This window comes from Pseudogemmatithrix spongiicola, from assembly GCF_030623445.1.
Classification (GTDB): Bacteria; Gemmatimonadota; Gemmatimonadetes; order Gemmatimonadales; family Gemmatimonadaceae; genus Pseudogemmatithrix; species Pseudogemmatithrix spongiicola.
The window spans coordinates 3231365-3257781 of sequence record NZ_CP130613.1 but is presented as its reverse complement, the minus strand read 5'-3'; the positions used below and the strand labels follow the sequence as shown (position 1 = coordinate 3257781).

Annotated in this window: 28 protein-coding genes; 23 read left to right on the top strand and 5 right to left on the bottom strand. The window is 70.0% G+C overall.

Features of this window, described 5'->3' with window-relative positions; all coding sequences use genetic code 11:
- Window positions 1-186: 186 nt before the first annotated feature.
- From rpmH to mnmE, 5 genes are read left to right on the top strand one after another with little or no spacing between them, the layout of a single operon-like run.
- Window positions 187-351, top strand: a complete 165-nt coding sequence (gene rpmH, locus Strain318_RS14935; RefSeq protein ID WP_367886483.1) for a 50S ribosomal protein L34 — start codon at window positions 187-189, stop codon at window positions 349-351.
- Window positions 352-364: 13 nt separating this feature from the next.
- Window positions 365-727 (top strand): ribonuclease P protein component, encoded by a 363-nt coding sequence (locus Strain318_RS14930; RefSeq protein ID WP_367886482.1) that lies wholly within the window; start codon window positions 365-367, stop codon window positions 725-727.
- Window positions 724-969, top strand: a complete 246-nt coding sequence (yidD, locus tag Strain318_RS14925; protein WP_367886481.1) for a membrane protein insertion efficiency factor YidD — start codon at window positions 724-726, stop codon at window positions 967-969. Before Strain318_RS14930 ends, yidD begins: the two co-directional genes overlap by 4 nt.
- The gene (gene yidC / locus Strain318_RS14920) at window positions 962-2668 is read left to right on the top strand and encodes a membrane protein insertase YidC (protein WP_367886480.1); all 1707 of its coding nucleotides are present in this window, start codon (window positions 962-964) and stop codon (window positions 2666-2668) included. Before yidD ends, yidC begins: the two co-directional genes overlap by 8 nt.
- Window positions 2643-4010, top strand: coding sequence for a tRNA uridine-5-carboxymethylaminomethyl(34) synthesis GTPase MnmE (gene mnmE / locus Strain318_RS14915; protein WP_367886479.1), 1368 nt, complete (start codon window positions 2643-2645; stop codon window positions 4008-4010). The genes yidC and mnmE overlap by 26 nt, the downstream gene beginning before the upstream one ends.
- A 70-nt stretch (window positions 4011-4080) precedes the next feature.
- Here mnmE and Strain318_RS14910 read toward each other — a convergent pair whose 3' ends face one another.
- The gene (locus tag Strain318_RS14910; protein ID WP_367886478.1) at window positions 4081-5019 is read right to left on the bottom strand and encodes a DUF2268 domain-containing putative Zn-dependent protease; all 939 of its coding nucleotides are present in this window, start codon (window positions 5017-5019) and stop codon (window positions 4081-4083) included.
- 170 nt (window positions 5020-5189) lie between these two features.
- On the bottom strand, window positions 5190-5837 hold the full coding sequence (gene upp, locus Strain318_RS14905) for a uracil phosphoribosyltransferase (protein ID WP_367886477.1): 648 nt from the start codon (window positions 5835-5837) through the stop codon (window positions 5190-5192).
- 27 nt (window positions 5838-5864) lie between these two features.
- Between upp and Strain318_RS14900 the strand changes: the two genes are divergently transcribed.
- The 18 genes from Strain318_RS14900 (at window position 5865) to queF (ending at window position 22702) form a co-directional block, all read left to right on the top strand.
- Window positions 5865-6038: a hypothetical protein gene (locus Strain318_RS14900; protein ID WP_367886476.1), complete on the top strand. Its 174-nt coding sequence runs from the start codon at window positions 5865-5867 to the stop codon at window positions 6036-6038.
- Window positions 6038-7432 (top strand): MBL fold metallo-hydrolase RNA specificity domain-containing protein, encoded by a 1395-nt coding sequence (locus Strain318_RS14895; RefSeq protein ID WP_367886475.1) that lies wholly within the window; start codon window positions 6038-6040, stop codon window positions 7430-7432. Before Strain318_RS14900 ends, Strain318_RS14895 begins: the two co-directional genes overlap by 1 nt.
- A complete protein-coding gene (locus tag Strain318_RS14890) occupies window positions 7419-7961 on the top strand; it encodes a TetR/AcrR family transcriptional regulator (RefSeq protein WP_367886474.1) in 543 nt (180 codons plus the stop codon). The genes Strain318_RS14895 and Strain318_RS14890 overlap by 14 nt, the downstream gene beginning before the upstream one ends.
- A gap of 42 nt (window positions 7962-8003) precedes the next feature.
- Window positions 8004-8603 (top strand): YdcF family protein, encoded by a 600-nt coding sequence (locus Strain318_RS14885; protein ID WP_367886473.1) that lies wholly within the window; start codon window positions 8004-8006, stop codon window positions 8601-8603.
- Between the two features lie 23 nt (window positions 8604-8626).
- The gene (locus Strain318_RS14880; protein WP_367886472.1) at window positions 8627-9343 is read left to right on the top strand and encodes a class I SAM-dependent methyltransferase; all 717 of its coding nucleotides are present in this window, start codon (window positions 8627-8629) and stop codon (window positions 9341-9343) included.
- Complete coding sequence (locus Strain318_RS14875; protein WP_367886471.1) at window positions 9336-10634, top strand: M16 family metallopeptidase; 1299 nt, start codon at window positions 9336-9338, stop codon at window positions 10632-10634. The genes Strain318_RS14880 and Strain318_RS14875 overlap by 8 nt, the downstream gene beginning before the upstream one ends.
- On the top strand, window positions 10631-12007 hold the full coding sequence (locus tag Strain318_RS14870) for a M16 family metallopeptidase (RefSeq protein WP_367886470.1): 1377 nt from the start codon (window positions 10631-10633) through the stop codon (window positions 12005-12007). The genes Strain318_RS14875 and Strain318_RS14870 overlap by 4 nt, the downstream gene beginning before the upstream one ends.
- Window positions 12004-12564 (top strand): NUDIX hydrolase, encoded by a 561-nt coding sequence (locus Strain318_RS14865; protein WP_367886469.1) that lies wholly within the window; start codon window positions 12004-12006, stop codon window positions 12562-12564. Before Strain318_RS14870 ends, Strain318_RS14865 begins: the two co-directional genes overlap by 4 nt.
- A 153-nt stretch (window positions 12565-12717) precedes the next feature.
- Window positions 12718-13356, top strand: coding sequence for a sigma-70 family RNA polymerase sigma factor (locus Strain318_RS14860; protein ID WP_367886468.1), 639 nt, complete (start codon window positions 12718-12720; stop codon window positions 13354-13356).
- 35 nt (window positions 13357-13391) lie between these two features.
- A complete protein-coding gene (locus Strain318_RS14855; RefSeq protein ID WP_367886467.1) occupies window positions 13392-13862 on the top strand; it encodes an anti-sigma factor family protein in 471 nt (156 codons plus the stop codon).
- The gene (gene holA / locus Strain318_RS14850; RefSeq protein WP_367886466.1) at window positions 13777-14838 is read left to right on the top strand and encodes a DNA polymerase III subunit delta; all 1062 of its coding nucleotides are present in this window, start codon (window positions 13777-13779) and stop codon (window positions 14836-14838) included. The genes Strain318_RS14855 and holA overlap by 86 nt, the downstream gene beginning before the upstream one ends.
- Window positions 14839-14870: 32 nt before the next feature.
- Window positions 14871-15611, top strand: coding sequence for a tetratricopeptide repeat protein (locus tag Strain318_RS14845; protein WP_367886465.1), 741 nt, complete (start codon window positions 14871-14873; stop codon window positions 15609-15611).
- Window positions 15608-18298, top strand: coding sequence for a DNA mismatch repair protein MutS (gene mutS, locus Strain318_RS14840; RefSeq protein ID WP_367886464.1), 2691 nt, complete (start codon window positions 15608-15610; stop codon window positions 18296-18298). Before Strain318_RS14845 ends, mutS begins: the two co-directional genes overlap by 4 nt.
- Window positions 18299-18359: 61 nt before the next feature.
- Window positions 18360-19760 (top strand): cystathionine beta-synthase, encoded by a 1401-nt coding sequence (locus tag Strain318_RS14835; RefSeq protein ID WP_367886463.1) that lies wholly within the window; start codon window positions 18360-18362, stop codon window positions 19758-19760.
- A gap of 1 nt (window position 19761) precedes the next feature.
- Window positions 19762-20688, top strand: a complete 927-nt coding sequence (locus Strain318_RS14830) for a D-alanine--D-alanine ligase (RefSeq protein WP_367886462.1) — start codon at window positions 19762-19764, stop codon at window positions 20686-20688.
- A 12-nt stretch (window positions 20689-20700) separates the two neighbouring features.
- On the top strand, window positions 20701-21360 hold the full coding sequence (locus Strain318_RS14825; protein WP_367886461.1) for a hypothetical protein: 660 nt from the start codon (window positions 20701-20703) through the stop codon (window positions 21358-21360).
- Between the two features lie 10 nt (window positions 21361-21370).
- Window positions 21371-22300, top strand: coding sequence for a rhomboid family intramembrane serine protease (locus tag Strain318_RS14820; protein WP_367886460.1), 930 nt, complete (start codon window positions 21371-21373; stop codon window positions 22298-22300).
- Between the two features lie 6 nt (window positions 22301-22306).
- Entirely contained in the window at window positions 22307-22702 is a 396-nt protein-coding gene (gene queF / locus Strain318_RS14815; protein ID WP_367886459.1) for a preQ(1) synthase, read from the top strand.
- A 19-nt stretch (window positions 22703-22721) separates the two neighbouring features.
- Here the strand turns inward: queF and Strain318_RS14810 are convergent, their stop codons facing one another.
- From Strain318_RS14810 to Strain318_RS14800, 3 genes are read right to left on the bottom strand one after another with little or no spacing between them, the layout of a single operon-like run.
- Window positions 22722-23612: a prephenate dehydratase gene (locus tag Strain318_RS14810; RefSeq protein WP_367886458.1), complete on the bottom strand. Its 891-nt coding sequence runs from the start codon at window positions 23610-23612 to the stop codon at window positions 22722-22724.
- Window positions 23609-25057 carry a M16 family metallopeptidase gene (locus tag Strain318_RS14805; RefSeq protein ID WP_367886457.1) on the bottom strand — a complete coding sequence of 483 codons (1449 nt, stop codon included), beginning with the start codon at window positions 25055-25057 and terminating at the stop codon, window positions 23609-23611. Before Strain318_RS14805 ends, Strain318_RS14810 begins: the two co-directional genes overlap by 4 nt.
- Window positions 25054-26406: a M16 family metallopeptidase gene (locus Strain318_RS14800; RefSeq protein ID WP_367886456.1), complete on the bottom strand. Its 1353-nt coding sequence runs from the start codon at window positions 26404-26406 to the stop codon at window positions 25054-25056. Before Strain318_RS14800 ends, Strain318_RS14805 begins: the two co-directional genes overlap by 4 nt.
- Window positions 26407-26417 lie beyond the last annotated feature (11 nt).

Genomic DNA, 26417 nt, shown 5'->3' with positions numbered 1-26417 from the left:
GCTGTTCGGGGGGTGCGAAATGTGGAAATCCGGGTGGGGTGGCGAACCTACCCCGCGCCTGTGGATAAGTCAACGCTCGTGTGTCCGAACAAGCGCACACACACAGCGCGCCCGTTGACGTAAACCCCAGAGCGGACTACGTTTAGCGGTCTGTCCGCGAAGTGATTTCAGTTACCTGGAGCAACGATGGGAAAGCCGACGTATCGCCCGCGCAACAAGCGTCGAATCAAGACGCATGGCTTCCGCGCGCGCATGGAGACCAAGTGGGGGCGTGAAGTGCTCAGCCGGCGCCGCAAGAAGGGGCGCAAGCGGCTGACGGTGAAGCTCCCGTCGAAGTACGCAGGCGTCTGAGGCGAGCCAGCACGTGGCGTCGCCGGATCGGCTGACGCGCACGGCTGACCTCACCTTGGTCCGCCGCGAAGGGAAGCGAGTCCGAACCGCGCTGCTCGAGGTTCGGGTACTCGCTTCCCTTTTGCACGCCGGTGCCACGCACCGCGTGGGCATCGTGGTGCCGAAGCATCGGCACACGGTCGTCGAGCGCAACCGACTCAAGCGCCGCCTGCGCGAACTCACGCGGGCGCAGTGGCCCGCGCTGTTCGATGCGATGCCGCCGCGCGATGTGGCGCTCTATGCGTTGCCGAGCGCGTATGATGCGCCGTTCGACGCGCTGCGCACGGATGTCGCGCGGCTCGGCGCGAAGGTCGCGGCGCTTCCGGTGGTGGCATGAGATACGTCTTCATCTTCGTGGTGCGTGCGTATCAGGTCGTGCTGTCGCCGCTGTTGCCGGCGGCGTGCCGCTATCATCCGACGTGTTCGCATTACGCCATCGAAGCGCTCGAGAAGCACGGCGCGCTGCGCGGCGGTTGGCTCGCGGTGAAGCGCATTGCGCGCTGCCATCCTTTCCGGCCCGGGGGATTCGATCCCGTGCCGGAGCCCGTTCCCCCCGACTCTTCCCGACGTGATGGATAAGCGTTTCTTCCTTGCGATTCTCCTGACCGGCGGCGTCGTGCTCCTGACGCCAGTGCTGTTCCCGCGTCCGGAGGTGCCGGTGCCTGCCACCGTCGCAGACAGCGGCATGGCCGCCGCCGTCGCGGCGACCGGCAGCACGACGCCGAGCGCGCCGCCGACCACGGGAGGAGTGCCGACCATGGCGGCCACGGCTCCCGCGCCGGTCGCCGCGGCGGTGCCGGCGCCTGCGGCGCCGATCGAGACGCTCACGGTCCGCAATGAGCTGGCGACGTTCGCCTTCTCGACGCAAGGCGCGCAGTTCCTGCGCGCGGAGCTGCCGAAGTTCCGACGCCTCGGGGCGGACTCGGGCGGCGTGGCGCTTGGGCACGGCCGCGACGCGCTGCTCCGCTACACCATCCTCGCCGGTGGCGACACGATTCCGCTGTCGACGCTGACGTTCACGGCCACGCGCGAAGCAACCGCCGCAGGCGAGGCGCTGCGCTTCGACGCGGCGGTGGGCGCGGGGAGCCTGCGCATCGAATACACGCTGGCGGCGGACAACTACGTCGCGAACGTACGTGTCCAGGCGACGGGGCTTCCGCAGCCGGCGTTCCTGCTGACGCAGCTACCGACCGGGTTTGATTCGCAGGAAGCGGATCCGCGCGAGGACGCCAACCACTTGGCGTACGCATTCAAGACCACGGCGGGCGGTGCCGAGCGCATCGACTTCCGGAAGCCCGATCCGGGCGAGCGCCTGCTGGAGTCCGGGCCCTTCACGTGGGCCGTCGCGAAGAACAAGTATTTCCTCGTTGGCTTGCTGACGCCCGAGGGCCAGGCGAGCGCATTCGCGGAACTGCAGGTGACGGGCGCCGTGCGCGAGAACAAGGTCGCGACGCGCGCCCAAGGCGTGGTCGTCTCGCCGCTCGGTGACGCGCCGCTCGCGTTCGAGCTGTACGCCGGTCCGCAGGAGTGGGAGCGCCTGGTGGGCATGGGGCGCGAGTTCGAGAAGACGAATCCGTACGGCGGGTGGATCAGCGGCGTGGTGCAGCCGTTCGCGACGATCGTCATGCGGCTGCTGCTGTGGCTGAAGAAGACGACGGCGCTGGAGTACGGCTGGATCCTCGTCGGCTTCGGCGTGGCGATCCGCCTGCTCATGTGGCCGCTCAACAGCCGGATGATGCGCACGCAGATCGAGATGCAGCGCATCGCGCCGCTGGTCCAGGAGGCGCAGAACAAGCACAAGGGCGATCCCGAGAAGCAGCGGCTGGCCGTGATGAAGGTCTACCAGGACCACAATGTGAGCCCGTTCGCGGCGCTCTCGGGCTGCCTCCCGATGCTGCTGCCGATGCCGATCCTCATCGCGTTGTTCTTCGTGTTCCAGAACACGATCGAGTTCCGCGGCGTGAGCTTCCTGTGGCTGAGCGACATCTCGCTGAAGGATCCGTACTACATCCTGCCGCTGGCGATGGGCGCGTCGATGTACGCGCTGTCGTGGCTGGGCATGCGCAACGTGCCGCCGAACCCGCAGACGAAGATGATGTCGATCCTCATGCCCGTGATGATGACGGTGCTGCTGATCAACTTCGCGTCGGGCCTGAACCTGTACTACACGGTGCAGAACCTGGCCGCGCTGCCGCAGCAGTGGCTGATCTCGAACGAGCGCGCGAAGGCGGCGACGACCACGGTGGCGTCGGGTGGGGGCAGCGCGCGCAAGCGCTGACCGTCGCGACGCCACGATCGTCGCGCTGGCCACGCCGCCCGGTCGGGCGGCGCTGGCCGTCCTCCGGATAAGCGGGCCCGAGGCGGGCGCCATCGGCGCGCGCATCGGCGTTCCCGCGGCGCTCACGCCGCGGCGCGCGACCCGTGTGCGCCTGCACGCGGTGGACGATGCCGCCAGCATGCTCGACGACGCGCTCGCGACATGGTTCGTGGCCGACGCCTCGCCGACGGGCGAGGACCTGCTCGAGCTCTCGCTCCATGGTGGCCACTACGTGAGCACGCAGGTGCTGGCCGCGCTGGTCGCCGCCGGCGCGGTGCCGGCCCTCGCGGGTGAGTTCAGCGAACGCGCCGTGCGCCACGGCAAGATGGACCTGCTGCAAGCCGAGGCGGTGGCGGATCTCATCGACGCGCGGTCGCAGGCGATGCACCGTGCCGCGCTGGTGCAGCTCTCGGGGGCGCTGTCGCAGCGTCTCGAGGCGTTGCGCGATGCGCTGGTGCAGGTCGAGGCCTTGCTCGCGTACGACATCGACTTTCCGGACGAGGACGACGGGCCGCAGCCCCGAGCGCGCGTGACCGCCGCGGCGCAACACGTGCTCTCGGCGCTCGATGCGCTCGGAGCAACGCTGCCGATGGCGGAGCTGGGCCGCGACGGCGTGCCGGTGGTGCTGGCCGGCGCGCCGAACGCCGGGAAGTCGTCGCTGTTCAACGCGCTGCTGGGCGACGCGCGCGCCATCGTGAGCGAGATTCCCGGGACGACGCGCGATGCGCTGGAGGCGTTGGTGGACGAGCGTCCGTATCCGTGGCGCCTGGTGGACACGGCAGGATTGCGCGACACGGACGACCGGCTGGAGCGGCTGGGGGTGGAGGTGAGCGCGCGGTGGTTGGCACGCGCCGGCGTGGTGCTGGTGTGTGCGGACACGGATGCCGCGCTCGACGCGACGGCGAGCGCAGTGGGCACCGCGACGCGTGCGCGCCAGGTGCTGGTGCGCACGAAGGCGGATGCGGCACCCAGCACACGCTCCGACGTGGTGTCGGTGAGCGCGCGCGAGGGCCGTGGACTCGACGCGCTGCGCGCGGCGGTACGCGCGGCGGTGTCGAGTACGCATCCGGCACCTCCGGAAGATCAGCCGATCGTCACCCGCGCACGGCACGCCGCCGCGATCGCGGCAGCCCGCGGAGAGGTCGCGGCGTTCGTGGCGGCGTGGGAGGCCGACGCGTTGCCGGCGCCGGTGGCGGGTACGCATCTGCGCGCCGCCATCACCGCGCTCGAGGACCTGACCGGCGCGATCGACATCGAAGACGTGCTGACGCGCGTGTTCCGCACGTTCTGCGTCGGGAAGTGACGGAAAGAACGACGCGCGGCCGGCCCCGGAGCCGGTCGCGCGCGTTCACCTCAGCGGTTCGCCCGTTCGATTATGCTGTGCGAGCGGCCGCGTCGGCGAAAGAGGTAAGTTCGCGGGCCTCGGCCCGCAGCGCCCAGGCGATGCCGTGTTCGGCGATCGCGGCTTCGACCATCTGGGCGCCGACGAAATAACCGGCGCGCTCCGGCAGCACGTGACGTTGCACCGTGCGTGCTTCGTCGCTCATGCCACCGGAGAGCCAGCGCAAGCGGAGGCCGAGACCCGCCCGGTCGAGGTCGTCGGCCACCGCGCGCGAGAGCACCGCTTCGAGTTCACGCACCCGCGCGAACTGGCGACGCTGGAATCCATAGTACTCCCAGGGCGCGTGCCCCGGGCTGACCATCTTGGAGGCCTGCACGGCGAGTCCCTCGTTGACGAGGTGCTCGCGAAGGGTCGCGACGCGACCGGTCTCCCAATAGCTGTAGAAGCCGCTGGCGCCGGCGACGGCGCGCCGCATCTCGGCGCGGCTCTGCGGCGAGGTGTAGCGCACGCAGTGGGCGATCTCGTGCGCGAGCCACATCGGAATGAGCTCGGGGTCGAGGCCTAGGCCGCGCGTCTGCGGGTTCGCGATGCTCGTGAAATGTTCGAGGCACACGAACGCGATGCCGCGTCCGTTGACGACGAGCTCGCCGGCGTTGGCGGCGCCGACGCCGGCCATGAGGACGACGTCGACGGTGGAATCGATGTTGAAGAGCTCGGTGCAGGCGGCCTCGGCCTGCTTGGCGAGCGCAACGACGTCGGTGCGCTCGAGCATCGCGCGGAGATCGCTGCGGTCGGCGCGGACGGTCTCGCGGACGACGTCCTGGAAGTGCGGTCCTGCGGGCTCGATGACGTAGTTGTGCCAGTACGCCGCGAGGATGGGACGGTTGGCCTCGAAGTACCGATGGTACGCTGCGACGGGATCGACGCTTTGGAGCGCGGCGAAGAAATCCGGCAGCAGATTGATGAGCATTCGGTGGGGGCGAGGCGAGATGCGTGCAACGTGGGGGGACCGAACCCGCGCGAACGATACGACTATTCGTGATTCCAGACAAGAGGACGTGTGTCGAAGCAAACGATGTGCCGACGCCAATCATCGCGCAACGTGCGCGCCGTCACACATCGCGTGGCGGCGCCCGTCGCTCAGCGCGTGCCGAACAAGCGGTCGCCGGCGTCGCCGAGTCCGGGAAGGATGTAGCCATTCGCGTTGAGCTCGCGGTCGAGCGCGGCGGCGAAGATCGGGACGTCGGGGTGCGCCGTGCGCAGCCGCTCGACGCCCTCCGGTGCGGCGACGAGGCAGAGGAACTTGATGCGCGTCGCGCCCGCGCGCTTGAGGGAGCTCACCGCACTCGCCGCGCTGCCGCCGGTGGCGAGCATGGGATCGAGCAGGAAGAAATCGCGCTCGGCCGCATCGCCCGGCACCTTGAAGTAGTAGTCGACCGGCTCGAGGGTGTCGTGGTCGCGGTAGAGGCCGATGTGTCCGACGCGCGCGCTTGGCACGAGCTTGAGGATGCCCTCGACCATGCCGAGGCCGGCGCGCAGGATGGGCACGAGCGTGAGCTTCTTGCCGGCGACGCGCTGGCAGGTTGTCGTTTCGAGGGGCGTGTCTACCTCGACGGGCGCGAGCGCGAGATCGGCCGTGGCTTCGTAGGCCATGAGCATGGCGATCTCGTCGACGAGTTCCTTGAAGATCTTCTTCGGCGTGGCCTGGTCGCGCAGCAGCGACAGCTTGTGCTGCACGAGCGGATGCGAGACGACGGTCAGGCCGGGGAGCGCGGGGGTGGTCGGCATACGCGAGAAGGTAGTAGCTTCGGACGCATGAAAGAATATCAGGCGGTGATCCATCGGCTGACGCGGCACCAGCGCGAGGACGAGGACGCGCTGACGGATCTGCTCAACGAGCGCAGCCGCGGGGGGTGGACGCTCGCGACGATGACCCAAGACGGCCAGCGGCTCACGCTGGTATTCGCGCGCGAAGCGCCGGAGCGCTGATGCGCCTGCACTTCAGCGGGGCCGCGCGCGAGGTCACCGGGTCGTCGCACCTGCTGCAGGTGAAGGGGCACTCGATCCTGCTCGACTGCGGGCTGTACCAGGGCCGCCGCTTCGAGGTGCGGGAGAAGAACCGGGAGCTGCCGCTCGCCGCGACTCGCATCGATGCGGTGGTCCTGTCGCATGCGCACATCGACCACGCCGGTCGGCTGCCGTACCTCGTGAAGCAAGGGTTCCGCGGACCGATCCACAGCACGGTGGCGACACGCGACCTCTGCGAAGTGATGCTCGCCGACTCCGCGCACATCCAGGAGAAGGACGCCGACTTCCTGGCGCGACGGAAGCGGGAGTTCGTGGAGCCGCTGTACGCGCTCGGGGACGTGTCGGACGCGCTCACGCAGTTCCGGCCGCATCGGTATCACGAGACGTTCGAGGTGGTGCCGGGCGTGAAGGCGCGCTTCGTGGACGCCGGACACATCCTCGGGTCCGCGTCCGTGGAACTGGAGTGGGAAGAGGACGGTCGCGTCCGGCGCCTCGGGTTCAGCGGGGACATCGGACGGCACGGGCTGCCGATCATCCGGGACCCGGAGCCGCTCGAGCGGCTCGATTGGGTGATCATGGAGTCCACGTACGGGGACCGCGAGCACGAGAGCATCGCCGGCGCGCGTGACGACCTGGCGCGCATCGTGACGGGCACGGCGCAGCGCGGCGGGCGCGTGCTGATCCCGGCCTTCGCGGTGGGACGCACGCAGGAAATCCTCTACGACCTGCACGCGCTCGCGCGGGCCGGCCGTATCCCGCGGATTCCGATCATCATCGACAGTCCGCTCGCGAACGAAGCGACACAGGTCTTCCGCGAGAACAGCCAGGAGTTCGACACGTCGGAGCCCCTGGTGCGGCACACGAACGGGAACGGCGGCTCGCTCTTCGACTTCGACCTCGTGCAGTTCACGCCGGACGTGGAGGACTCAAAGGCGATGATGCGGCGCAGCGGGCCGATGATCGTGATTGCCGCATCGGGCATGGCGGAGTCCGGCCGCATCCTACATCACCTTGCGTACAGCGCGTCGGATCCGCGGTCGACGGTGCTGATCGTCGGGTTCCAGGCGGAGCATACGCTGGGCCGACGCATCGTCGAGCGACGGCCGATCCTCAAGATCTACGGCGAACCTGTGGAGCTGCACGCCAAGGTCGCCGTCATCAACGGTTACAGCGCGCACGCCGACCGCATGGAGCTGCAGCGCTGGTTGGATACGGTGCGGGAGACGTCCCCGAACCTCGCCGATGTCTTCCTGGTACACGGCGAGCCGCATGCGCAGGACGCCTTCTCGGCGCAGCTCGCGGAGCGGGGTTACCGCGTGCAGGCCCCGTTGCGCGGCGCCGATGTCACGCGCTGACGCGGCGACGCGGATTCTCGAGGCGGCGGCGACGCTAGGTGCGGCGGCGGGCGTGGCGGCCCTCTCGCTGCAGGGTGTGGCCAGTGCCGCGGGGGTGAGCAAGGCACTCGTGCTGTATCACTTCAAGGGCAAGGAACAGTTGTTGGCGGCGCTCGCGGAGCGCTTGGTGGACGAGGACACGGCGTCGCTGGATGCCGCTGCCGGGGCGGCAGACCCGCTCGAGGCCTGGCGTGCCGTGGCGGGCGATGCCACACGCCGCGCGCGCCGCGTACTGCTCAGTGGCCTGCTGCACGACGCTGCGCTGCGTCCGCAGGCCGGGAATCTCGCGGCGCCGCGGGCCGCCGCCGCCAGCCGACTCGCGGCGGCCATGCTCCGCGCGGCGGCGCTGCGGCCGCGGATCGCGCCCGCGCTCGTGGGACGCGTGCTCCTGCATCAATTGGACGGCATGGCGACGGCACCCACGTCGACCGCGGAGTTGACGGCCGACCTGGACGCGTCGGCACTCGCGCTGCTCGGTCTCGGTCGCTGACGCGCCCATGCCTGCGGGCATGGTGACGGGGTATTTTCCGGGATGGCTTTCCGCGCTTGGTCCGTGCGTCGTCGCGTCGCTCTCGCCCTCGGGGTGATTGCGGGCCTCTGGCTGACGTCAGCGGCGACCGTGCTGTACGCGGCCATGCACGATGAAGCGCAGCCTGCGCAGGCGATCGTCGTGCTGGGAGCGGCGCAGTATCGCGGCAAGCCGTCGCCCGTACTGCGCGCGCGACTCGACCATGCAGTCGCGCTGTTCCAGCGTGGCATTGCGCCGCGACTCGTGCTGACCGGAGGCATCGCCGAGGGCGATACCGCATCGGAAGCCGCGGTGAGCCGACTCTACGCGCTCGCGGCCGGTGTGCCGGACTCGGCGATCTTGCTGGAGAACGAGGGCCGGACGACTGGCCAGTCGCTCGCTGGCGTGGCGCGGCTGCTGCGCGCGCGCCGCATGGATACGGTCGTGGTCGTCTCCGATCCCTTTCATGTGATGCGCGCCGAGGTGGTCGCGCGGCGAGAGGGACTGACGGCGTTCAGCTCGCCGACGCGGACCGACGATGCCTGGGCGCGGCTGCTGCGCCAGCCCGGCTACTTCCTCGGCGAGACGGTGAAGGCCCCGCTGGCCCGTGTGGTCCAGTGGTGAATCCCCGCAGGGACGGAGAGCGAGTGCAGACGGAACAACCGAACGCCGCCGCGGACACCGAGGACTTCGAGTTCGCGGCGTTGAATGAGGCGCGCAACTATCGCCAGGCGCTGATCGCGGAATTCACGCCGTTCCTGCGTGGTCGCGTGGCCGAGGTGGGTGCGGGAATCGGGCAACTGACGGCGGAGCTTGCTCGGGTCCCGGGCATCACGCAGCTGACGGCCGTGGAGCCCGAGCAGCGGTTCGCCGAGCGGCTGCGGCGCGAACAGCCGGGGCGCACGGTCATCCATGGGACGGCGGCAGACCTGCCGCTGGACGGCGGGTGGAACGCTATCGTGAGCGTGAACGTGCTGGAGCACATCCGGGAGGATGTCGAGGAGCTGCGCCGCTGGCGTGCGTTGCTCGCGCCGACGCGCGGGCACCTCTGCCTCTTCGTGCCGGCGCGACCGGAGCTGTATGCGCCGATCGACAAGGACTTCGGGCACTTCCGGCGCTACACCAAGCCGGGGCTTCGCCGTGCGCTGACGGACGCGGGCTTCGAGATCGTGCGGCTCGACTACTTCAACGCCGTCGGCTACTTCGCGTGGTGGGCCTCCTTCGTGCTGCTCAAGCAACGGGGGTTCAAGGTGGCGTCGGTGCGGTTGTTCGACCGCGCGATCTTCCCGTGGGTGCATGCCTGGGAGCGCCACGTGCTGCGTCCGCCGTTCGGACAGAGCTTGCTGGCGGTGGCGCGTGGCTGAGCCGACGCTGCACCTGCCGATCGCGACGCACACGCTGGCCAATGGCCTGCGGGTGGTGCTCTCCGAAGACCACGCGACGCCGATCGTAGCCGTGAACCTCTGGTACCACGTGGGGTCGGCGAACGAGCGCGAGGGTCGCACGGGGTTCGCGCACCTGTTCGAGCACATGCTGTTCCAGGGCAGTGCGAACGTGGGGGCCAACGAGCACTTCGAGCTGGTGCAGCGCGCGGGCGGGACGCTCAACGGCTCGACGTGGCTCGACCGCACGAACTACTTCGAGACCGTGCCGGCGCACCAACTCGAACTCGCGCTGTGGCTCGAGGCCGACCGCATGGGACGCCTGCTGCCCGCGATGACGCAGGAGAAGCTCGATACGCAGCGTGACGTGGTGAAGAACGAGCGGCGATGGTCGGTGGACAACCAACCGTACGGCACGTGGTGGGAGCGGCTGCCGGCACTGTGCTTTCCCCCGACGCATCCGTTTCACCACTCGTTGATCGGGTCGATGGACGACCTCTCGGCGGCGAGCCTGGATGACGTCGCGGAGTTCTTCCGCACGTACTACACGCCGGACAACGCCGTGCTGAGCATCGTGGGCGACTTCGAGCCGGCGGCGGCGCTGGCGATGGTCGAGCGGCACTTCGGCGCGATTCCGCGCGGCGCCGGGCGCCCCGCGCTGCCGCCGATGACGCTGCCGCCACGCTTCGGCGAGTGGCGTCGCGCCGTGGTGGAAGACGAGGTGGCGGCGGCCCGCACGTTCCTCGCGTTTCGGATCCCGGCCTGCGGGACAGATGCCTGGTATGCGCTGGCGGTGCTCGCCGCCGTGCTCGGGACGGGCGAGGGCGCGCGCCTGCCGCGGGCGCTGGTGCGCGAGCAGCGTCTGGCGAGCGATGCGGGGGCGTTCACGTTCGACCTGACGAAGGGCGCGGACCTGCTCATCTGCGACGTGACGGCGCGGCCCGGCGTGCCGGTGGCGACGGCGCTCGAGGCGCTGGTCGCGCAGATCGACCGGTTGCGCGCCGAGGGCGTGACCCCGGCGGAGCGCGACCGTGCGTTGGCGCTCCTCGAGGCGAGTTGGCTGCTGCAGTTGCAGTCGGCCGGGCAGCGGGCCGACAAATTGTCGCAGTTCGCTACTTATTATGGCGACGCCGCCCGCCTCAACACCGAACTGGGTCGGTATCGCGCCGTCGACGCGGCGGCGCTCCATGCGGCGGCGCGCGACTGGTTGGGCGAGGATAACCGCGCGAGCCTGAGCTACGTGCCGAAGCCTGCGGCGCAGGAGGCGGCGTGAGCGTGGCGTTGCGACCTGCGCCGGGCCAGGTGCGCTCCTATCGGTTTCCCGACACCGACGAAGCGACGCTCCCCAACGGCCTTCGGGTGATCGTGGCGCGGATGCCGCGTCTGCCGATCGTCACCGTACTGGCGTTGGTCGACGCCGGCGCTGTGGATGATCCCGAGGGGCGCGAAGGCCTGGCGGCGCTCACGGCCCGCGCGCTGGCGGAGGGTAGTGGCGCGCTGGATGGCGCGGCGATCGCGGATCGCTTCGAGGGTTGGGGCACCAGCTTCGATGCGTCGGTGGACTGGGATTCCACCGTGGCCCGGGTGACGGTGACGCCGTCGCGGCTCGAGGCGGCGTTCGGCTTGTTTGCCGAGGTGTTGCGGGCCCCGGCGTTCCCGGCGGCGGACGTGGCGCGCAAGCGTGACGAGCGCCTGGACGATCTCACGCAGCTACTGGCGGAGCCGCGCGGCCTGGCTGACGTGCGCTTCACCGGCACGCTGTTCGCCGGGGCGCGATACGGCCGGCCAATCGGCGGAAGCGCCCGCAGCGTGCCGGGGCTCGACGCCGAGATGCTGCGCGCGTTCCACCGCGCGCACTACGGACCGCGCACGACGACGCTGTTCTTCGTCGGCGACATCACGCTCGATGCCGCGGTCGCGTTAGCGGAGCGCGCGATGGGTGATTGGGCCTCGGACGCGCGCGCGTCGCGGCGTGCGGCGTCTGCGGCGCCACAGGCGCGCGAGACGCGTCGCACGCGGATCATCACGAAGGCGGATGCGCCCCAGTCCGAGCTGCGCGTGGGCCATGTCGGCATTGCCCGCGGGCATCCCGACTATCTCGCGATCGTCGTGATGAACGCGATCCTTGGCGGCCTGTTCTCGTCACGCATCAACCTCAACCTGCGTGAGCGGCACGCGTTCACCTACGGCGCGAGCTCGGGCTTCGACGCGCGCCGCGCCGCCGGACCGTTCGTGGTGAGCACGGCGGTGAAGAGCGAGGTGACGGATCGCGCGGTGCAGGAGATCTTGCGCGAAATCGACGCGCTGCGCGCGGCACCGCCGTCGGCCGCGGAGCTGTCGTTGGCGACGGAGTACTTGGCCGGCGTGTTTCCCATTCGTTTCGAGACGACGGCGGCCGTCGCCGGCGCGCTGGCGGGCGCCACGGTGCACGGGCTCGGGGCGGACTGGTTCCGCACGTATCGCGACCGCGTGCAGGCCGTGACGGACGCCGAGGTGCATCGCGTGGCGCGCGAACAGCTCGACCCGTCGCGCCTCCTGGTACTGGCGGTCGGCGATCCCACGGCGATCGCGGCGCCGCTGCAGGCGCTGGGGCACGGTGATTTCGCCGTGCTGTCGGCGACGGACGATCCATCGGAGCAGCCATGACTGAGCAACCCGGCCGCTTGGGCGGCGAGCGGCAGTGGCAGTATCGCTTCCTCGATGCACACGTCGATCGTGTGCGCTATCCCGATGGCAGCGCCGGCGAGCAGGTGCTCATTCACCATCCGGGGGCGGCGGCCGTCCTGCCGGTGCTCAGCGACTTCGATGGGCCGGATCCCCAGGTGCTCCTGATCAAGCAGTATCGCTACGCGACCGACGGCTATCTGTGGGAGATTCCCGCGGGCCGCCTCGAGCCCAACGAACGTCCCGAAGACTGCGCGCGACGCGAGCTCCTCGAAGAAGTCGGATGTCGGTGCGAACGTCTGGTGCCGCTGACCGCCATCTGGACCGCGCCGGGGTTCACAAACGAGAAGATCCATCTGTTCGCAGCCACCGGGCTGACGCAGGGCGAGTCGGCGCGCGAGGCCGATGAGTTCCTGGAGGTCCACACGCTGCCGATGTCGCGCGTGCTGACCATGATTCGGGACGGCGAGATTACGGACGCCAAGACCATTGCGACCCTTCTATATGTAGCGGGCTTCGACGGTGTCCTTCGTGGGTGACACCGGTGTGCGCGGAAGAGGACGAACCGCCCGCATTAAGCCCGCATTAAGTGTTGTGAAATAACGACTTAGCTAGCGCTTGGGGTTTGGCACGCCCCCTGCACTTCCTATCGGCGGGGAAGCACCCACCGAGATCTCCACCACGAGGAGAGTATGGGAAGCGTCGCGCTGAAGCTGCAGGACATCGGCACCGGCTATACGTCGCTGGTCGAGCTCAAGAAGCTTGATGATGGCGCGTTGGTGTCCGCATACATTCGCGGTCAGAGCCGTGCCTTCGACGTCCTGGTTGATCGCTACCAGAACCGCCTGCTCAACTTCATCTACCGCACGGTGGGGGACCGCGAGCGCTCGGAAGACCTGGTGCAGGAGGCTTTCATCCGCGTGCACCGGCACATCGCGCGCTTCGACGGGGCGAAGAAGTTCTCGACGTGGATCTATACCATCGCGTCGAACCTGGCGAAGAACGAGCTCCGGAACCGCTCGCGGAATCCGCTGGTGCTCTTCCAGACCATGACGCAGGGCTGGGACGACGAGGAGCGTCCGCTGGAGTTCGAGGACACCTCGATGGCGCCGGATGAGCTGTACAAGAAGCGCCACGTGCGCGAGCAGGTGGAGGCGGCGGTGGCCCAGCTGCCGGAGCATCACCGCGAGGTGTTCGTGCTCCGCGAACTGGAGGGCCGCTCGTACGAGGAAATCGCGGAAATCACGCACTGCAACCTCGGCACCGTGAAGTCGCGCCTGAACCGGGCGCGGGCGAGCTTCGCCGAGATCATCGGGCCGGCACTGCAGTAGGCACGGAAGGGGGGTGGGACCTCCGAAGGCCATGCATGTCCGGAACGCGGGGCGCCCTCCAGGGTATCGGAGGGCGTCTCGTCATTTGTACCGGCCTTCACCCGGTGCATCCCCGCCACCGCCCGGTCCTGCCCATGCGCTGCTCCGATTTCCGTCCCCAGCACCTCGCGTGGCTTGCCGGTGAACTCCCGGGGAGCGAGGCGATGGCCATGCGCGTGCACACGGATCGCTGTGCACGGTGCCGCCGCTATGACCGCCTGCTGCGCATCGGGCTCCTGCAGGCGCGCAACGCGACGCCGCTGCAGGTGTCGTCGGACTTCGCCACGCGGCTGCATGCGCGACTGCACGCAGAATCCGCCTCGGCACCGCGAGGGGAAACGCCGCTCGGAGGCATCGCCGAGACGGCTATATTGCCAGCCTATGGCCGCCACCAGCTTCAAGTCGCTTCGGACGGCCCTCGAGACCGGGGGCTTCGACCCGGTGTACGTCTTCCACGGTGCGGATGACCACCTGAAGGACGAATGGGTGCGCCTCGTCATGGCGCACGCCGTCGACGAGAGCACGCGCGACTTCAACTGCGACGTGTTGCGCGGTGCGGAGCTTGAGGTGAGTGGGCTGTCCGCGGCGCTCGAGGCGCTGCCGATGCTGGCGGCGCGGCGGCTGGTCGTGCTCCGCGACCCGGGCGCAATGAAGAAGCCGCTGCGCGAGCGATTGGAGCGCTATCTCGCCAAGCCGGCACCCGAGGTCGTGCTGCTGCTCGTCGTGCCGAGCACGGCGACCAAGTTGGATCCGTGGCTCGCGAAGGCCGGCAGCGTCTACGAGTTCAAGGAACTCGAAGGCGAGGAACTCGCCAAGTGGATCGCGAAGGAAGCCAAGGACCGCTGCGGCGTAGCGATCACGGCGGCTGCGGTGGATCGCCTCGCGGGCTACACGGGGAGCGATCTCCCGATGCTCGCCGGCGAGCTGCGGAAGCTCGCGGCCTACGTGAACGGCGGAACGATCGACGAAGCCGCCGTCGAGGCGATGACGGGCGTGCGGCCCGGCGCCACGCTCGCGGACCTGCTGGACCGCGCGGCGCAGCGCGATACGACAGGCGCGATCGCAATCGTCCGCGATGTGCTGGCGCAGCCGAAGCAATCCGGCGTGACGACGGTGCTCGCGTTGACGGCACAGATGCTGGCCATCGGCTGGGGCTGCGCGGCGCGCGCGCGCGGGATGTCGGCGAGCCGTCTCGAGAGCGAGTTCTTCACGTTGCTCAAGGAAGGTGGCAGCGTGTACACCGGCCGTTCGTGGGGCGACGCCGTGAAGTGCTGGGCGCGGGCCGTGCCGAAGTGGAGCGTCGCGGACGTGGTGCGCGCACTGCCGCACCTCCATGCCGCCGATGCGACGCTCAAGGACACGCGCATCTCGAGCGAAGAGCAGGTGATCGTCTCCCTGCTGCTGGCGATCACGCCGCCGAGCGGCGCAAAGCGCGCGGCGTGATGGCTACGGCTGGTTGGGGAGCGTCGCGGCGGATGTGGCGTGCACTGTGGCCCGGTGTGGTCGGCCTCGTGTTGCATGCGGCGCTCTCGCCGCTGCCGGTACGCGCGCAGGGGACGCCGACCGTCACGCGCGCGGAGATCTATCGCCGCGCGCAGCGCCTGGTGAACGACGGCTACGGCACCGAGGGGCGCGCCCTCGTCGACTCGCTGCTCAACGCCACGGCCCCGCGCTCGGCAGATGAGGCCGAGGTGCTGTTCTGGCGCGCGACGCTGGCGGAGAACTGGGATCAGGCCCAGCGCGACTACATGCGCGTGATGCTCGAGCATGAGCGCTCGGCGTTCGCGCCGCGGGCGATGCTGCGGCTCGCCCAAGGCGAACTGATGCGCGCCGACACGGCGGCCGCGTTGCGGTACCTGGAACGCAGCGTGCTGGAGGCGCCCGAGTTCACCGACGCGAAGACGCTGCGCGATCGCATCGTGGCGGCGCGGCAAGCGGTGCAGGCGCCTGTCGCGGCGCCCCCCGCACCGAGTGCCGCCGCCGGCACGATGGCGTGGTCGGTGCAGATCGCGGCGTTCCCGACGGCGGGCGAGGCGGCGGCGTTCGCCGCAGAGATGCGGGCGCGTGGGTACGAGACGCGCGTCGATGGGACGACCGCGCCGTTCCGGGTGCGCTTCGGCTACTACGCCTCCCGCGGTGCAGCGGCCGCCGCGATGGAAGCCTATAAGGCGAACGCGCGCGCGGATGCCTTCCTCACGCAGGTGCCCCGCCCGTGAAAGCCAGCGGCGAGACGCCGTTGATGGCGCAGTACCGGGAGATCAAGGCGCGGCATCCCGACGCGATCCTGTTCTTCCGGATGGGCGACTTCTACGAGATGTTCTACGACGATGCAGAAGTCGCCGCGCGCGTCCTCGGGCTCACGCTGACGTCCCGCAACAACGGCGGCGCCGCCGAGGTGCCGCTGGCCGGCATCCCCGTGAAGGCGGCGAACGAGTACCTGCGGCGCTTCGTCGCGCAGGGGTTCCGCGTGGCCATCTGCGAGCAGGTGGAGGACCCGAAGCTCGCGAAGGGCATCGTCAAGCGCGAGGTGATCGAGACGATCACGCCCGGCGCGGCATTCAGCGACGACCTGCTCGACAGCGGCCGCAACAACTTCCTCTGCGCCCTCGTGCTGCGCGCGGCGTCGGCGGGTGGCGCTGCGCCGGGCGGACGGGGTGCGCGTGCGGACGCCGTGTACGTCGGCATTGCCGCGGCGGATCTCTCGACCGGTGAGTTCCGGCTCGTCACGACGACACGCGCCGATGCCGATGCCGTGCTGGCACGCCTCGCGCCGCGCGAAGTCGTGGTGCCGTCCGCGGAGGCGCAGGGCGCGGCGGAGCTGGACGCCTTGCTGGCGCCGCTCGGCGCCCTGGTGACGGCGCGTCAGCCGTGGGAGTTCGACCACGAGCGAGCCGCCGACGCGCTGACGCAGCAGTTTGCCGTGGCGTCGTTGGAAGGCTTCGGCGTGCAGCCCGACGACGCGCCTGCGCTCGGCGCCGCGGGCGCACTGTTGCGCTACCTGCGCGAGGTGCAGCCGAGCGGCGTGCCGCATCTCGCGCGTCCGGTGGTGGAGCGGCCGGGCGGCGTCATGCCGCTGGACGAGATGACGCGGCGGAACCTCGAGCTGGTGGAGTCGCTGCGCGGCGGCGAGGACACCGCGGGCACGCTGCTGTCGGTGCTCGACCGCACGCAGACGCCGATGGGCGCCCGATTGCTGCGGCAATGGATCCTCGCACCGCTCACCGATGTGGCGGCGATCGCGGCACGGCTCGATGCGGTGGACTCGCTGCACGCCGATGGCCCGGCGCGCGCGGCACTCCGCGAGACGCTCGATGGGGTGCGTGACGTGGAGCGGTTGGCCGGCAAGGCGGCGGCGCAGCGCGCGACCCCGCGCGAGCTGCGCGCCCTCGGCGATTCGCTCGCGCGCCTGCCAGGCGTGCTCGCCGCGCTGCGGCGCACGCGCTGCGGCGGCGTGCTGGCGACACTCGTCGATGGCTGGGACGACGCGGCGCCGTTGGCGGCGCGCATCCGCGACACGCTCATGGAGCGTCCGCCGCTCTCGTTCGGCGAGGGCGAGACCATCGCGGCGGGCCAGGACGCGGAGCTCGATGACCTGCGCGCCGTGGCGACGGGCGGCAAGGATGCCATCGCCGCGCTCCAGGCGCAGGAGCGGGAGCGCACGGGCATCACGTCGCTCAAGGTCGGCTACAACCGCGTGTTCGGGTACTACATCGAGATCACGAACGCGCATCGCGACAGCGTGCCCGCCGAGTACCAGCGGCGGCAGACACTCACCGGCGCCGAACGCTACGTCACGCCGGCGTTGAAGGACTTCGAGGAGAAGGTGCTGGGCGCGACCGAACGCATCGAGGCCATCGAGCGCCGGGTCTTCGAGGCCCTGCGCCGCGAGGTCGGGCAGGCGATCGCGGGCTTGCAGGCGATTGCGGTGCGGGTGGCCACGCTGGATGTCTTCGCGGCGCTGGCGGAAGTCGCGGCGCGCGAGGGATACGTGCGGCCGGCGGTGGACGACGAGGCCGTGTTGGAGATCGTCGGCGGGCGGCATCCCGTGGTGGAGCGCATGATGCCGCGCGACCAGTTCATCCCGAACGACGTGGCGCTCGCCCCCGATGCGCGGATGATCATCCTCACGGGCCCGAACATGGCGGGCAAGAGCACGATCCTGCGGCAAGTCGGCTTGCTCGTGCTGATGGCGCAGATGGGCGGCTTCGTGGCGGCGGCGTCGGCGCGGGTGGGCGTGTGCGACCGCGTGTTCACGCGCGTGGGCGCGAGCGACAACCTCGTGCGCGGCCAGTCGACGTTCATGGTGGAGATGGCCGAGACGAGCGCGATCCTGCATAGCGCGACGGCGCGGTCGCTGGTGCTGCTCGACGAGATCGGCCGCGGCACGGCGACCTGGGACGGCCTGTCGATTGCGTGGGCGGTGAGCGAGCACCTGCACGAGCGGGTGCGCTGCAAGACGATCTTCGCGACGCACTATCATGAGCTGACGCAGTTGGCCGATGAATTCGTATCGGTGCGCAACTATAACGTGGCGGTGGAGGAGGCGGGGGAGCGCATCCTGTTCCTGCATCGCCTGCGGCCGGGGGGCGCGGACCGCTCGTACGGCATCGAAGTCGGTCGGCTCGCCGGCTTGCCGGCGCCGGTGATCGCGCGGGCGCGGGCGCTGCTGAAGGTGCTCGAGGGCGAGCAGCTGGTGCCGGCGCTGGCGGGTGGCGCGCGGCGCGCCGCCGCAGCGGCGCCGGCCGGCGACCAGCTCGCCCTGTTCAGCGGGCCGGACCCGTTGGTGGAGCGCCTGCGCGAGGTGGATGCGAACGGGCTCACGCCGCTGCAGGCGCTGGCCCTGCTCGCCGAGCTCTCGGCGGCTGCACGCGGTGAGGTCCCGCCGCCGTCGGGGCGGGCGTAGATTCGAGGGATGCGGCGCGCGGCACGTTTCCGCGCACCGCACCCCCCAACATCCGCCTGCCATGTCCGACCAACATCCGCGCCACAAGACGCCGTACGCGCACGTGCTCGACACGATTGCGTGGACGCCGCTCATTCGCCTGAACAAAGTCACCGCCGGCATCCGCACGCCGGTCTACGGCAAGGCGGAGTTCTTCAATCCCGGCGGATCGGTGAAGGACCGCATAGGCCTGCCGATGATCGAGCGCTTCGAGGCCGAGGGCAAGCTGAAGCCCGGCGGCACGATCGTCGAGGGCACCAGCGGCAACACGGGCGTGGGCCTGGCGATCGCCGCGGCGCTGAAGGGCTACAAGTGCATCTTCACGATGCCTGACAAGATGAGCCAGGAGAAAGTGCGGCTCCTCAAGGCCTTCGGGGCGGACGTCATCATCACGCCGACGGCGGTGCCGCCGGAACATCCGGACAGCTACACGTCGATGGCGAAGCGCATCGCGAAGGAAACGCCGGGCGCAGTGCTGGCCGACCAGTTCTACAACCAGGCGAATCCCGAGGCGCACGAGGCGACGACGGGTCCGGAGCTCTGGGAGCAGACGGACGGGAAGATCACGCACTTCGTGGCGGGCGCCGGTACGGGCGGCACGATCACCGGCGTGGCGCGCTACCTCAAGAAGAAGAACCCGAAGATCCAGATCGTGGGCGCGGATCCGGTGGGCTCGATCCTCGCCGAGGTGTGGCGCAGCGGGGGCAAGACGATGCCGCAGGGTGCGCCGTACAAGGTGGAAGGCATCGGGCAGGACAAGGTGCCAGGCACGCTGGATCTCGCACTCGTCGATGACTTCATCACCGTCAGCGACCGCGATGCGTTCACGATGGCGCGGCGGCTCACGCGCGAGGAGGGCCTGTTCGTCGGTGGTAGCGCGGGACTGATCGCGCACGCGGCGCTGAGCGTGGCCCGGCGCGTGAACGACCCCGATGCCTGCGTGGTCACCGTGCTCTGCGACACGGGCGAGCGCTATCTCTCGAAGCTGTTCAACGACGAATGGATGCGCGAGAACCAGTTGCTCGATGCGGAGAAGGTGACGCTCGGCCAGTTGCTCGCCGCGAAGGGTGGACAGATCCCCGCGCTCGTGAGCGCGCAGCCCGGACAGCTCGTGCGGCAGGCGCTCGGCTTGATGCGCCTGCATGATGTGTCGCAGTTGCCGGTGATGGACGGCGCGGCCTGCGTGGGTTCGGTGAGCGAGCAGGTGCTCAGCGTGCGCGGCCTCGAGGATACCAAGGTGCTCGACAAGACGGTGAGCGACGTGATGGAAGCGCCGTTCCCGATGGTGGACGCGACCACGGCGGCCGATGCCGCCGTGAAGATGCTCGGGCGGAACAATCCGGCCGTCCTCGTGCGCGACCACGGCACGGTGCAGGGAATCCTCACGCGCAGCGACCTGCTGCAGTTCCTGATGGCGCGCTGACGTGAAGATCCTGGTCTTGCTCGGCGGGAGTTCGGCGGAACGCGAGGTGTCGCTTTCGAGCGGCACGCGCGTCGCCGCGGCACTGCGGGAGCGCGGGCATCAGGTGACGGAGGCGGATCCGCATCCGGATCCCTTTGCGGTGCTGTCCGCGGCGAAGGCTGCGGACGTGACGTGGCTGGCCCTCCATGGCGGCGCCGGAGAGGACGGGACCATCCAGGCCCTGCTCGACCTCGCCGGGATCCGCTACACGGGAAGCGGCGTGTTGGGCAGCGCGCTCGCGATGGACAAGGACCTCTCGAAGCGACTCTTCCGCGCCGCCGGGGTGCCGACGGCGGAGTGGCGGATGCTCGATGCGGCGACGCAGGTCCGCTGGCGGGAACCTGCATACGCCGCCGAGACGTTCGCCGCGCTGGGGCCGAAGGTGGTGGTGAAGCCGTCGAAGCAGGGCTCGACGGTGGGTCTGTCGATCATCGAGGACCCGTCGGCCCTGCCGGCGGCGATCGCGCTGGCCTTCGAGCACGACGATGAAGTCATGCTGGAAGCCTTCGTGCCGGGCCGGGAGCTGACCGTGGGGGTGCTGGGGGGGACGGCCCTGCCAGTTGGCGAAATCATCCCCAAGCACGACATTTACGACTACGAGTGCAAGTACACGCCGGGGATGGCGGAGGAGCTGTTTCCGGCGCCGATTCCCGATGCGGTTCGCGACGAGGTGCAGCGGTTGGCGCTCCAGGCCTACGCTGCGTTGAAGCTTCGGGGCTGCGCGCGCGTGGATTTTCGCTATGACCCGAGTGGCCGCCTGTTCTGCCTCGAGGCGAACACGTTGCCGGGGATGACGGGCACGAGCTTGGTCCCACAGGCCGCACAGGCGGCGGGGATCGGGTTTCCCGAACTGTGTGAACGCATCGCGCTCGAAGCCGTGCGCGGGTAAGGAGGAGAGGGCATGACTGCAGGAATGCCGATGGCCGCCGCACTCGCCGGAATCCCGGCGGGCGTGCAGGCGTTCGGGCCGTGGGCCGGCCGCCGCCAGCTGTTCGTGCGCTTCGCCGGCGAGGCGGAGACGGCGACGATGTATCTCGCGCCGGCGCTGATCCGCGAGCTGCAGCGGCAACTGCAGCGCTCCGCGTTCCACTCGGTGGCGATCAGCGGGCGCGACCCGCTGGGCAGCGTGGCGTTCCTCAAGGCGGCACTGGACGGCGCCAAGCCGACGGTGCCGGTGATGCTCGACACGGATGGCATGCGACCGACCGAACTGCCGGCGCTGCTGGGGCAACTCGCCTTGGTGCAGGTGACCGTGGAGTTCGGCGGCGGTGAAGCGGCGTTGGATCGCGCGATCGAGACGCTGAAGGTCGCCGCCACCGGCGGCGTGGCGCATGCCCTCGTGCTCATCCCGCGCGAGGACACCTCGGACTCGATGCTGCTGCGGCTCGTCGAGGAGGCGCATGCCGCCAGCGCGGCGACGCAGATCGTGATCCATCCGCCGGTCGGCGAGAACGCGGCGGTGTTGGATCGCCGCTGGGCGTCGTTGCTCGAGCAGGCGATGGCCGTGCATGCCGACACGCGGTTGGCGATGCGCATCGCGCCGCCGTCCGGGCTGCGCTGAGGCGATGCGCGTGGCGGAGCGTCCCACCGAGCGTCCCATGGAGCGCGCACCGCTGGTGCCGCCGGCGACGTTCGCGCTGGTGGCCACCTTGGTGGGCGTGCACTTCCTCCGGTGGACGGTGCTCCGGCCCGAAGTGTTGGTCGAGGCGCTGGCCTTCCACCGCGGCGACCTGGATGCGGGGCGCTGGTGGTCCGCGGCGACCTACTCCCTCGTGCAGCCGAGCGCGACGCTGTTGGCGCTGGCGGTGTACGTGCTGCTCGTGTTCGGTCCGCGCCTCGAGCGCATCTGGGGGCCGCGGCGATTCGTGGGATTCGCAGCGTTCGCCGCGCTGGGCGGATGGATGGTGCACCTGTTCGTCGGCGGCACGGCACCGCTGCTCGGCGCAACAAGCGTCGCCCTCGGCGTGTTGGCGGCGCATGCGCTGCGCTGGGGGGCGGAGGAACGCATCCTCGCGGGCGGGTTCACGGTGCGCGTACGTTGGGCGGCGGCCTTCGTGGCGGCGGTGCTGCTGTTGACGGCACTCCAGGAGCCGATCGGCGGCGGCGGCGCGGCGTTGGCGCATCTGGGCGGCCTGGGCGCCGCGTGGCTCTTCACCCGCGCGACGCACGTGTTGCTCGTGGAGCGGATCCGCGATGGCGTGTCGGCACAGCCGGACGAGCCGCCCGAGGATCAGCCGCCGCGGGCGATCCCGAAGAGTTCGCCGCGCGCGCGCGGCCAGCGCGAGACCATCGACGACGTGGTGGCCCGCAGCAACGCCGCGGCGGCGCGCCGTCGCGCCGACCCCGAGCGCCCGGCGTTGCCGCGCGCGGCGGGGGAGCCCGCCGTGCCGCCGACGGTGGACGCAATCCTCGACAAGATCCTCACGCACGGCCTCGACGGACTCACCGACGAGGAACGTCGCATCCTCGATGACCACTCGCGCCGCCTGCGCGATTCCTGACCTGCCATGCCACAGCCGGAACTGCTTGAGACCTTCCCGAACCCGTACGCGGACCGGGACTACGAGATCTTCATGACGACGCCGGAGTTCACGTCGCTCTGCCCGCTGGGCGGCGTGGAATCCGATGCGGCGGAGCTGGCGCTGCTCAAGGGCGGCGCGCCGGATTTCGCGACGATCAACATCACGTACGTGCCCGACGCCGTCTGCCTCGAGCTGAAGAGCCTCAAGCTCTATCTCTGGAGCTTCCGCAACGACGGCATCTTCTACGAGCGCGTCGTGAATCGCATCCTCGACGACCTCGTGGCGGCGGCGCAGCCGCGCTCGATGAAGGTCGTCGGCGACTTCAACGTGCGCGGCGGACTCAAGAGCATCATCTCGGCGGAGTACCGGAAGCCGCGCTAAGGCTGCGCCGGAGCGCGGCTCACACGGGTGAGATTGCCCCGGAGCTCCAGCCGATGCTGCCGCGCCGGCCCGCGCCCCATCGCGGGAAGGTCCCGAAGAAGCGCGCCGACGCACTCCGTGCGGCGATCTCCTGCATCACCGCCTCGGCGCGCTCGTCACCGACCTGATGGTCGAACTCGATGAAGAAGCGGTAGCTCCAGGGTTCGCCGGTGGGCCGGGACTCGAGGCGGCGGATGCTCACGCCGTGCGTGGCGAGGGGTGTCAGCACGGCGAGCAGCGAGCCTGGGGCGTCGCCGGTGGTGACCATCACCATGGTGCGAGCCGGCGTGCCGTTGGGCAGCGGCTGGGGCGCGCGCGAGAGTGCGAGGAAGCGCGTCTGGTTATCGGCGCGGTCCTCGATGTCGGCGCGAAGCACCTTGAGGTCGTAATGCAGCGCCGCGCGTCGGCTGGCGACCGCCGCAAATGCGGGATCGGCGATCTTCGACACGTCCATCGCCGCACCTGCCGTGTCGTACGACGGATGCACCTCAAGCTGCGGATTCTCGGCGAAGAACTGCTGGCACTGGGCGAGCGCGACGGGGTGACAAAGCACGCTGGTCACCTGCTCGAAGGTCGTCGTCGGTGGGCCGAGGAGGCAGTGGTGCACGGCGACCACCGTTTCGGCGACCACGTGCAGGCCCGGCATCGCGGAGATCGCGTCGTGCGCACCGGCGATGGAGCCGGCCATGGTGTTCTCGATGGGCAGCACGCCGCGGTCGGCCACGCCCGACGCGACCGACGCCGTGACGTCGGCGAAGTCACGGTACGGGAGGCGCTGCACATCGCCGCCATAGAGCTGCTGGATGGCCTCGTCGGAGAACGAGCCCAGCTCGCCCTGGAAGGCGATGCGCAAGCGCGCGCGGTCGCTCACGGGCGCGCGAGCTCCTCGACCGGCACGACCGTGACGGGCCCGAGGTTCAAGGCTTCGATGCCGGCGCGGACCTTCGCGAGGTCGCCGACCACGATGACCGTTGCCGCATCGTCCGGCACGTAGCGACGCGCCACACGCTGCACGTCGGCCGCGGTCACCGCGTTCACGGCGGCGACGTACTCCTGCAGCCAAGCGAGCGGCAAGTTGAACAGCGCGAGCGCCGTGACTTGGCCGGCGATCTGCGCGGTGGACTCGAAGTCACCGGGGATGCCGAGCGCGATGAACGCCTTGGCGCGCGCGAGCTCACCCTCGCTCACGAGCGTGTCGCGCAGCGTGCGGATCTCCCGGAAGAACTCGACGAGCGAACTGTCCGTGACATCCGTGCGCACGTCGGAGCTGGCGACGAAGGCGCCGGGCAGCGGTCGCCACTGGAAGCCGGAGCTTGCGCCATAGGTGTAGCCCTTGGTCTCGCGCAGCGTGGTGTTGAGGCGCGACGAGAAGGACCCGCCGAGGATGGTGTTCATCACCTGGATGGCCGCATAGTCCGGCGTCGTGCGCTCGAGGCCGGGGGCCCCGATCATGATGACGGACTGCGCGGCTCCCGGCTTATCGACGAGGATGACGCGGCGCGCCGGGCTGCGCGTCGCCGCGACGAGGACGGGCGCGGGCCGCCGCTCGGCTCCACGGATGGCCCAGTTGCCGAAGCGCCGGTCCAACTGACTGCGCGCCTCGGTCTCGTCGATGTCCCCGACGACGGTGAACGTCGCGCGGAGCGGGCGGTAGGCGCCGTCATGGAAGGCGCGCACGACGGCGGAATCGAGCGCGGCGGTGGAGGCGGAGTCGCCGCCGAGGGACTGCCGGTACGGGTGGCCGGCCGGGAAGAGCGCGCGATTGAACGTCATCGTCGCGAGCGTGCGCGGCTGATCCCGCTGCTGCAGCAGGGCGGCGAGGCGGAGGTCGCGCTGCCGGCGCACATCGGCGGCGGCGAAGGTCGGGCGCAGCACGACATCGGCCATCAGGTCGAGCGCGGCGTCGAGATTGCGCTTGGCGACGCGCAGCGTGATGCTGGTGTTGTCCCAGTCGGCGTTGGCGGAGAGCGTCGCGCCGAGGTAGGCGAGTTCGCTCTGCAACGCGTTGGCGTCACGCGTGCCGGCGCCTTCGCGCACCATCGTGGCGACGAAGCTCGCGAGGCCGGGCATGTCGTTGTCGAGGCGGCCGCCGCCGGCGAACTGCAGCGTGACGTGGACGAGCGGCAGCTCGCGTTGCTCGACCACCTTGAGCGCGGCTCCACTGGAGAGGCGGCTGGCGCGCACGCTGGGAATGGTCAGCGTGGGCGCGGCGCCGAGCGTGGGCGGGCGCGTGCGGTCGAAGGCCGGCTGCTGCGCGTGGACGGAGACGAACGGCAGCGCGAGCGCGCTGAGGATCAGGAGGCGGGCGCGGGTCACTGCGTCACCCTCGGCGTGGCGGCGAGATTGGTGCGGCCCTGCGGCACGACGGAGAGCGTGACGCGGCCGGTGAGGAGATACTGCCGGACCACGCGCGAGACATCGGCGGCGGTGACGCGGCGATAGCGATCGAGATCCTGCTGGAAGTAGTCGGGCGTGCCGGTCGCGTAGTAGTACGCGTTGAGGCGATCCGCCTTGGCATCGACGAACTCGAGGCCGTTGAGGAATGACGCCTCGATGCTGTTCTTCGCCTGCTCGAGCTCGCGCGCGGTGGGCGGCTCGCTGGCGAGGCGGCGCAGCTCGGCGTCGATGACGCGCGTCAGGGAATCGAGCGCGATGCCGGGGCGCGCCGTGGCGACGACCTGGAAATCACCGTCGAGGCGCTTCGACGAGTTGAAGGCGCTGGCGTTGGTCGCGAGTTCGCGCTGGAAGACCAATGCCTGGGTCAGGCGCGAGTTGCGCGCGCCGGCGAGGATGTACGCGGCGACGTCAAGCGCGGCATCGTCGGCGGAGAACTCCGGCACGGCGTGCCAGGCGAGGTAGACGCGCGGCAGCTGCACGCGGTCTTCGAGGACGATGGTCGTGTCGCGCAGCGTGAAGGGCGCCGGGCGCGGGCGTTCGATGGCCGGTCCGCGCGGGATCTCACCGAACATCTGACGCGCGAGGGCGCGCACGGAGTCCACGTTCACCGCACCGGCCACGACGATGCTGGCGTTGTTCGGCGTGTAATAGGTGCGGAAGAAATCCTTGACGTCCTCGAGCGATGCCGCCGAGAGATCGGCCATGGAGCCGATGGTGCTCCACGAGTACGGATGGCCCTTGGGATAGATGGCCGCAACGAGATGCTCGAAGGCGAGGCCGTAGGGCTGGTTCTCGTAGCTCTGCCGCCGCTCGTTCTTCACCACGTCGCGCTGGAGATCGACCTTGGGCGCGTCCATGGTCTCGAGCATCCAGCCGAGGCGATCCGCCTCGAGCCAGAGCATGAGCGGCAGCGCGGAGGCCGGGCCCGACTCGTAGTAGTTGGTGCGGTCGGGATTCGTCGACCCGTTGTTGTTGGCGCCGGCCGCCTCCAGCAGGCGGTCGAACTGGGGATACGGCGCGTTCTTCGAACCCATGAACATGAGGTGCTCGAAGAGATGGGCGAAGCCTGTGCGGCCCACCTTCTCGTCGCCGGAGCCGACGTGGTACCAGACGTTGGTGGTGACGACCGGTACGCTCGGATCCCGGTGGATGATGAGCGTGAGGCCGTTGGGCAGGGTGTCGACCGTGACGGGCACACGGAGCGGGCCTTGGGCGGCGAGCGAGGAGCTCAGGGCCAAGGCGGCGATGGCGGAAGCGAGGTGGCGCATCAGCGACGGAG

Coding starts and splice junctions, on each gene's coding strand:
- holA (WP_367886466.1), top strand. CDS start 13,777: ATGGCCGCCACCAGCTTCAAGTCGCTTCGGACGGCCCTCGAGACCGGG.
- yidC (WP_367886480.1), top strand. CDS start 962: ATGGATAAGCGTTTCTTCCTTGCGATTCTCCTGACCGGCGGCGTCGTG.
- Strain318_RS14885 (WP_367886473.1), top strand. CDS start 8,004: ATGGCTTTCCGCGCTTGGTCCGTGCGTCGTCGCGTCGCTCTCGCCCTC.
- Strain318_RS14800 (WP_367886456.1), bottom strand. CDS start 26,406: ATGCGCCACCTCGCTTCCGCCATCGCCGCCTTGGCCCTGAGCTCCTCG.
- Strain318_RS14845 (WP_367886465.1), top strand. CDS start 14,871: ATGTGGCGTGCACTGTGGCCCGGTGTGGTCGGCCTCGTGTTGCATGCG.
- yidD (WP_367886481.1), top strand. CDS start 724: ATGAGATACGTCTTCATCTTCGTGGTGCGTGCGTATCAGGTCGTGCTG.
- upp (WP_367886477.1), bottom strand. CDS start 5,837: ATGCCGACCACCCCCGCGCTCCCCGGCCTGACCGTCGTCTCGCATCCG.
- Strain318_RS14865 (WP_367886469.1), top strand. CDS start 12,004: ATGACTGAGCAACCCGGCCGCTTGGGCGGCGAGCGGCAGTGGCAGTAT.
- Strain318_RS14910 (WP_367886478.1), bottom strand. CDS start 5,019: ATGCTCATCAATCTGCTGCCGGATTTCTTCGCCGCGCTCCAAAGCGTC.
- rpmH (WP_367886483.1), top strand. CDS start 187: ATGGGAAAGCCGACGTATCGCCCGCGCAACAAGCGTCGAATCAAGACG.
- Strain318_RS14860 (WP_367886468.1), top strand. CDS start 12,718: ATGGGAAGCGTCGCGCTGAAGCTGCAGGACATCGGCACCGGCTATACG.
- Strain318_RS14890 (WP_367886474.1), top strand. CDS start 7,419: ATGTCACGCGCTGACGCGGCGACGCGGATTCTCGAGGCGGCGGCGACG.
- Strain318_RS14900 (WP_367886476.1), top strand. CDS start 5,865: ATGAAAGAATATCAGGCGGTGATCCATCGGCTGACGCGGCACCAGCGC.
- Strain318_RS14825 (WP_367886461.1), top strand. CDS start 20,701: ATGACTGCAGGAATGCCGATGGCCGCCGCACTCGCCGGAATCCCGGCG.
- Strain318_RS14835 (WP_367886463.1), top strand. CDS start 18,360: ATGTCCGACCAACATCCGCGCCACAAGACGCCGTACGCGCACGTGCTC.
- queF (WP_367886459.1), top strand. CDS start 22,307: ATGCCACAGCCGGAACTGCTTGAGACCTTCCCGAACCCGTACGCGGAC.
- Strain318_RS14855 (WP_367886467.1), top strand. CDS start 13,392: ATGTCCGGAACGCGGGGCGCCCTCCAGGGTATCGGAGGGCGTCTCGTC.
- Strain318_RS14895 (WP_367886475.1), top strand. CDS start 6,038: ATGCGCCTGCACTTCAGCGGGGCCGCGCGCGAGGTCACCGGGTCGTCG.